This is a genomic window from Burkholderia sp. Ac-20392 (assembly GCF_017104585.1).
GTDB classification, from domain to species: domain Bacteria; phylum Pseudomonadota; class Gammaproteobacteria; order Burkholderiales; family Burkholderiaceae; genus Burkholderia; species Burkholderia lata.
The window spans coordinates 21,619-28,188 of the sequence record NZ_JAAGPB010000060.1; the positions used below are offsets into that span (position 1 = coordinate 21,619).

At 64.5% G+C, this 6,570-nt stretch carries 6 protein-coding genes; 1 reads left to right on the forward strand and 5 read right to left on the reverse strand.

The features are described from left to right. Positions 1-9 precede the first annotated feature (9 nt). The 4 genes from G3N99_RS10955 to G3N99_RS10970 form a co-directional block, all read right to left on the reverse strand. Positions 10-843: a phytanoyl-CoA dioxygenase family protein gene (locus G3N99_RS10955; protein WP_206122400.1), complete on the reverse strand. Its 834-nt coding sequence runs from the start codon at positions 841-843 to the stop codon at positions 10-12. 584 nt (positions 844-1,427) lie between these two features. Further along, entirely contained in the window at positions 1,428-2,117 is a 690-nt protein-coding gene (locus G3N99_RS10960; protein WP_206122401.1) for a hypothetical protein, read from the reverse strand. Positions 2,118-2,151: 34 nt separating this feature from the next. After that, positions 2,152-2,808, reverse strand: a complete 657-nt coding sequence (locus G3N99_RS10965) for a c-type cytochrome (RefSeq protein WP_206122402.1) — start codon at positions 2,806-2,808, stop codon at positions 2,152-2,154. Positions 2,809-2,818: 10 nt separating this feature from the next. Then, a complete protein-coding gene (locus tag G3N99_RS10970; RefSeq protein WP_206122403.1) occupies positions 2,819-4,306 on the reverse strand; it encodes an FAD-dependent oxidoreductase in 1,488 nt (495 codons plus the stop codon). 267 nt (positions 4,307-4,573) lie between these two features. Between G3N99_RS10970 and G3N99_RS10975 the strand changes: the two genes are divergently transcribed. After that, the gene (locus G3N99_RS10975; RefSeq protein WP_206122404.1) at positions 4,574-5,599 is read left to right on the forward strand and encodes a thioesterase family protein; all 1,026 of its coding nucleotides are present in this window, start codon (positions 4,574-4,576) and stop codon (positions 5,597-5,599) included. Positions 5,600-5,707: 108 nt separating this feature from the next. Here the strand turns inward: G3N99_RS10975 and G3N99_RS10980 are convergent, their stop codons facing one another. Further along, positions 5,708-6,379, reverse strand: coding sequence for a TetR/AcrR family transcriptional regulator (locus G3N99_RS10980; RefSeq protein ID WP_174932440.1), 672 nt, complete (start codon positions 6,377-6,379; stop codon positions 5,708-5,710). Between the last annotated feature and the right edge of the window lie 191 nt (positions 6,380-6,570).

Here is a 6,570-nt window from a genome sequence, read left to right on the forward strand (position 1 = left end):
CCTCCGGATTCAGACGAGTTGACGGAAACACGGCGCGCGAAACGGGTCGCCCGCCTTCAATGACGCGAGCGCGTCCACGAACAGCACGCCGGCCGGCGTGAAACCGGATGCGCTGTGGTCCGGCAGCGGGCTGAAGGTGGCGTCGTCGCCGAAGAAGCGCAGCACGAGCGTGTGGCGATCGGGGAAATCCGGATCGACCACGCCGCCGCCGTGCAGCACGCCCGGGTGCAGCAACAGGACGTCGCCCGGCTTCGTGGCCCACGAGAGGATGTCGTACTTGCCCGGATCGGCGCGGCGTTCGGCTTCGATGTCGGGCATCCGCGGCCAGACGCCACCGCCATGCAGCGGCTCGGTGGGATCGTCGACGTTCTGGAACGTGGTGCCGTCGTGACGCACGCCGCGATGCGAACCCCGGACGATCTCGAGCGCGTTGCGCTTCGGAACGGCCTCGAAACTGATCCACGCGTTGCCGAAGTGCATCCCCGCCCACGGCAGGTACGAGGTGTCCTGGTGCCACAGCGAGCGGGCGCCCTTGCCGCCTTGCTTCAGAAAGAGTTCCTCGGCGAAATACCACGCGTGCTTCGACCTCCACAGGTCGGCGAACAGTCGGCCGAGCGGCAGCGTGGCGACCAGCTCGTCAAGACGCTCCTTCGCGTACGGATTCGCGTTGTCGACGTGCGACCGGAATTCGGACCCGTCGAGGAGACTCGACGCCATCGGTCCCGGGTTTTCAATCCCCCAGTCGAACGCGAGCCGGCATTGGGCCAGTTGTTCCTCGTTCAGCAGACCTTCGATCAGAACCGCGCCGTCCTCTGCGAAAGCCTTGCGCTTGACATCGTCCATCTGTCACCTCCTGTTGGTTCGCCCCGCCCTGTTTGCGGGTGCCGTGTGCCGTCTCAAAAGTAGTTCGGAATAACAATGTTAGGTAATGATGATAAATTTAGAACGAAATAAAAAGAGCGGGTATTCCCGGTGCGGATGCAATGCCTGGACGAAGCGGGATGACAGTCGCGCTCCCGGCCGGCCGCGCGCAGCCGTCCGCGGCCGCTCGCCAGCTGGCGCGCCGCCTGGCGAGCGGGACGAAAGGTCAGGCGAGGAGCAAACGCCCCTCTTTCCTGTGACGATTACTTGACGGCCTTAACGTGTCGTCGACAGCTCCGTTCCGATATCCGTCAATTCAAAACAAGTTCGGATAACGATGCAGTCAGGTCACCGTTGGATCGATATCGAGACCGCCCCGCGAAGATCCACGGATATGCCAACGTCGATGCCCGCGCGTCTCGCTCCGGATCGCCGTCGGTCACACACGCTATCGGTCGCAGTGCGCTTCGGAAGCGATTCAGCCCAGCGCGACTCGATGACACAGTGGCCGTCTCCGGCGCGTGTCATCGAACGACGCAAATGCCCCGATGCGCTTCACCACGCACTTACGCGAGGCGACGATTCCCGTTCCGGGTCGAGCGGAGCCGGCTGGCGTCATGCGTCTGACCTGCGCGCTCCAGCGCGCAATAGGCGTAATAGAGCACGACCGTCACGTACGACCACGTCACCAGTGCGAATACGTAAAAATTGACCACGACGTTGTGTGCGTCCCCGGGTATCGGATAGAAATCGTAGATGCATGCGATCGCGAGCGAGGTCACCGCCGCAATGGCTGATGTCATCGCATGGAACCGCTCGCCGGCCGCCAGCAATTTCCGGACGAATCCTGCGAGATAGATCGTCAGCAATCCCCACATCGCGACATAGAAGTAAGGCAGCGCCTTGCCGACGACGCCCGACACCAGCACGACGGTGCCGACGACCGATATCGCGAACAGCGCGACGTCCTGCCACCCCGACGGCTTGTAGCCGCGCGTCACGGCCATCAGGCCCGCGACGGCGACGATCGGCATCCCGAAGCCCCGGGAAAACGCATCCAGAAAGTGCGAGATGAGCCCCGACAGCTCGAAGTGAGTCGCGAAATAGATCAGCGCATTCGACGACGACACCGTCACGATGAACCACTCGATCCCGAGCAGGTAATTGCTCTTCTTGAGAAATTTCCAGCCATAGATGGCGGTGGTGGTCGCCAGCAACGCACTGGCAAGGCAAAGCACGAGCGATCTGCTGTCCATGATCAAACACTCCATTCCGATTGCGTACGGTTCATCATTCCTGCTCCGGATTCAAACTTGCCAGGTACTGGGCGACGGCCTCGCGTTCCTTCTGCGACAGCGCCGCGGTGACGCGCTGCATCGTGCCGGTCGCTTCGGTGCGCGTGCCGGCGGCAAACGCGTCCATCTGCTTCAGCAGATAGTCGTGCCCCTGGCCCGCCAGCCGCGGGAACTGCGCCTGGCCCGTCAGGCGCGCGCCGTGACACGCGGCGCACGCCGCCTTCTCGACCAACTGCTTGCCTTGCGCCGCGAGTTGCGGATCGGGCTCGAAGTAGCGGTTGCGGCGGGCCGGCTGCCGCGCGTAGTAGTCGGACAGCGACTTGATGTCGGTCTCGCTCAGGCTCATCGCCAGCGGCGCCATGTTCGCGTTCGCGCGCTTGCCGCTCGCGAAGTCGTGAAGCTGGGCCGCCACGTAGGGCGCCGGTTGCCCCGCGAGGCTCGGATAGCCCTGCTCGAGCGACGTGCCCTTGTCGCCGTGACAGCCCAGGCACGTATCGGTCTGGTGCGGCCACGGGCCGCCGTCGGCGCGATACGCGTCTTCCGACGCGGCGACGAACTGCTGAAGCCGGTACAGGTTCAGCAGGGACGGCCCGAAGATGACGAGCAACACGGCGACGACTCCCGCAACGGCGAGCAAAATGCGTTTTTTCATGATTGCTCTCCTAGGCGCGGCGCAAGCCGTTCAGCGCCTGCAATGCGCCCTGGTGGCCCGAGCGCACCGCGCCATCCATGTAGCCCGCCCAGATGTTCGCGGTTTCGGTTCCCGACCAGATCAAGTTGCCGCACGGCAAATGCAGCCCGTCGCCGTGTGCGCTCCAGAAACCCGGCGGAATCGCGGACACGCACGTGATCGTCCACGGATCGACGCGGCTCCAGTCGTGGTCGTGATACGACACCGGCGACAGCGCGTCGTCGCCCCATGCCTGCGCATAGATTTCCGTGAGCATGCGTTGCGCGGCCTTCCGGTCCGACGGCAGCAGCGCGTTCCGGACGAACGCATTGATGATCCCGATCTCGCCACCGGGCGGGGAGTTGTCGTAGGCCCAGATGACCGGGCCGCCCGCCTGGAAGATGTGGCCGTTCAGCCCCTTCCCGCGCCAGAACGGACGGCGATAGACCATCGCGGTCTTGCGCGCCGGCGAGTGAGCGGGCCATGCGCGCTGCAGCGACGCCCGCTTCTCCGGCAGCGGCGGCTCGAACTGCACCTGGTTGCACAGGGCCGGGTGAATGGCCACGATGACCTTCCGCGCACGCACGTCTCCGCGATCGGTATGCAGCGTGACGACGTCGCGATCCCAGTTGGAGATCCGGCGCACCGGGGTCGACAGGCGCACCTTGTCGCCCAGGTGCCCGGCCATCTTCGTGCTGAGGATTTGCGAACCGCCGATGAAGCGCGTTTCCTGCGCGCTGTGCTTGATGGAGTCGAGCTGCGTGTAGTCGCACGACGCCGAATTGATCATCGACAGGAAGTGCAGCAACCCCATCTTGACCGGCGGAGCACCGCCGGACAGCGTGCACGAGCCGTCCCAACCGATCCGGTCCTCGGGCTTGATGTCCTGCTTCACCATCCAGTCGGCCACCGACAGCTTGTCGAGTTCGCCGACCCGGGACGAGGTCCACGGCGCGCCCGACGGCACGTCGCGCGACATCGTGCTCAGCTTCGACGAAATGGCCTCGTCGGTGCCGAACGTGCCTTTCAGGTCGACCGCCACGCGGCCTTCGCCGCCCAGGATGACGGTCTTGCCTTCGTAGTAGCTCGGGAACGTGCCGACCTCCAGCTCGCGCGCAAGATTGGCGACGGCGGTCTGGCCCGGCCCGATCCACTGCCCGCCGACCTCGGTGACGTATCCGCCGTCCACGTTGTAGTTGAGGGTCCGGCCGCCGACGCGGTCGCGCGCCTCGAGCACCACGAACGATTCGCAACCGGCCTGGCGCAAATCGCGCGCCGCCGTCAGGCCGGCCAGGCCCGCGCCGATGATGACTACGTCGAGCACGTCGCCCGGATTGCCGGACGGGCCGCCTTCGACGGCGCTCGCCTGGCGAGCACCGATCGCCAGCGTGCCCACGGCTGCGGCTGACGCACCGGCGTACTTGAGCCACTGCCGTCGATGCAGATCGGCTGCTCCATTGGGGAAAGACTTCTTTGGCATGGTGTGTTCGCTACTGCAATGAAAGTCACTCGGGAGCCGTCCATCAGGATGACGAACGATAGGCGGCCCGTTCGGCACGTCGTTCCGAACCGATCGGATTGCGGCCGCCATCCCTGCCCCGCTTTTGGCGCAAGGCAAGTCGACGAACCGTGCAATCCATTTGTAGGAATATGTGACAAACGTAGGTCATGATACATACAACCGGAATAAAACAAAGACAGGGGATTACCCTGCCTTCGGAGCGTCGATGCATGCCTGTGCGCGACGATGTTCGTCGCGAATCATTCATCGCACGAATACGGGCCGATTCATAAAATAAACTTCGGTGCGGCGCACGTGGTCGCTATGCTTGGCGTCACGAATTCACGCGAGAAAACGCGTCGAGCCGCCGGAATTTGCAGTGCCGCGCGGCGTGTATGCGCCGGCCATCCACTTGCGGCGGCGAATCGATTCCCCGCCTCGTCGACGGGGCATGGCTTCATGGGAACAGGAATGTCAGGCGCCTGCGTGGAAATCCCCGTCGATATCTCGTCGCGATTCAACGTCCTCGGCTATCCGAACGGGGGCTACATCACCAGGCTCGCAGCCGAAACACTCGCCGGCCGCAGCGCGCATCCCGATCTGTTGTCGATCAATGCGAGTTTTCTCGGTCATCCCGTTTCCGGCCCGGCAACGGCTCGCATCGTTGAACTCGGATCGACGAAAAGCCTGTCGCGCGCGACGTTGTCGCTCATGCAAGGTGGGGACCTCAAGGCGTTCTACGTGGCGACGTTCACCGATTTCTCGCGGACGACCGGTGCCTCGGCATCGCATTGCGCGGGACCGCAATTGCCCGTCACGCCTTATCACGCATGCGTGAGCATCGACACGCTGGCGATCCCCGATCCGATGCGGTCGTTCATCTCGCAGTTCAACCTGCGTCTCGCACCGGGTGTATTGCAGAACAGCGGGCCTGAACACGCCGCGACCATCGAGGGATGGATTTCTCTGGATGACGAAGCATCGCCGACGCTCGCGTCGCTGACCCTCTTCGCCGATGCGTTCCCGCCACCGATCTACAACCTCATCGATCGCGCCGAGTGGCAATCAGTCCCGACGATCGAATATGCGGTACACGTCAAGGCCAACCCCGGCCCCGGACCCATCCATGCACGCTTTGTGACGAAGGAGGTTCGCAATGGCCTGCTGGTGATCGACGGTGAATTGCGGGATATGGACGGACAGCGCGTGGCGGAATCGCGTCAGCTCGCGAAATTCCGCGGGACGTTCGGCACCCCATCACGAGCAAGCTGAATGCTCCCCCCGCACGCCGCCGGTGCCAGGCATCGCGCGCGGCGGCTGCAAAAGAAAAAAGACAGGGCATGCCCTGTCTTCTCGTGTCACCTGGCCAGCTTGCAGCCGCTACCGGCTCTTGCCGCCGGACGCCTTGCCTTCCACCAGGTTGTACACCGACGCGAGGAATCTCGCATCGAGCCCCTCCGTCTGCCGTCCCATCGTGTACTGGAGTGCCAGCCCGTCAGCCATCGCGACGAGCAGCATCGCCACGTGCTCGCCGTCCGCTGCCTTGAGGCCCGGATTCACGGAGCGGACGAGCGCGGTGATGGCTTGCGTCAGGGACGCATACCACTCGTCGATCAGCCGCGCGCATTCGGGATCGATCGACGCGAACGACATGAAGTGGGCCCACAAGGCCGTGCCCTTGACGTCCTTCGCATTCTCGAGCGCCATCCCGAGCAATGCATCGAGCGTTTCACGCGGCGATGCGCCGCTTTCGAGCGCGCGCTTCAGCTCGGTCAGGTAGGCCTCGATCTCGGGCTCCATGACCGCGCGCAGCACGGCGAGCCGCGTCGGGAAGTAGTACTGGAGGTTGCTGACGCTGATGCCGGCGCGCTGCGCGACCGCGCGCTGGGAAAACTCCAGCGCACCACCCTCGAGCAGGAGTTTCCGCGCCACGCGCACGATGAGTTTGCGCGTACGAACACCCTGGGCCCGAAGGCCTTCGGGCTGTGCGCCGGTGGGTGCAGCACTCGATGTGCGCCGTTTCCTGGTCGGTTGCTCAATAGGCACTGTCATCGCTTCCGTCGTGATCTGGGCGTTCCCGCCTTCCTGATGTGATAGGACCGGCGTTTCGCCGGTCGCGAACGACTATACCCGATGCCGACACCAATTTCCATCCGGGGCGCCGCCGCCCGGCGGCCGATGGCGGCAACCGCGATTCGCCGCGTCACGTGTGCCGGGGCCGCGCCGAGCCTGCCCGTTCCGGC

Bases quoted from the DNA above. Each gene is read 5' to 3' on its own strand.
- G3N99_RS10955 (WP_206122400.1), bottom strand. From the start codon at position 843: ATGGACGATGTCAAGCGCAAGGCTTTCGCAGAGGACGGCGCGGTTCTG.
- G3N99_RS10960 (WP_206122401.1), bottom strand. From the start codon at position 2,117: ATGGACAGCAGATCGCTCGTGCTTTGCCTTGCCAGTGCGTTGCTGGCG.
- G3N99_RS10965 (WP_206122402.1), bottom strand. From the start codon at position 2,808: ATGAAAAAACGCATTTTGCTCGCCGTTGCGGGAGTCGTCGCCGTGTTG.
- G3N99_RS10970 (WP_206122403.1), bottom strand. From the start codon at position 4,306: ATGCCAAAGAAGTCTTTCCCCAATGGAGCAGCCGATCTGCATCGACGG.
- G3N99_RS10975 (WP_206122404.1), top strand. From the start codon at position 4,574: ATGTTCGTCGCGAATCATTCATCGCACGAATACGGGCCGATTCATAAA.
- G3N99_RS10980 (WP_174932440.1), bottom strand. From the start codon at position 6,379: ATGACAGTGCCTATTGAGCAACCGACCAGGAAACGGCGCACATCGAGT.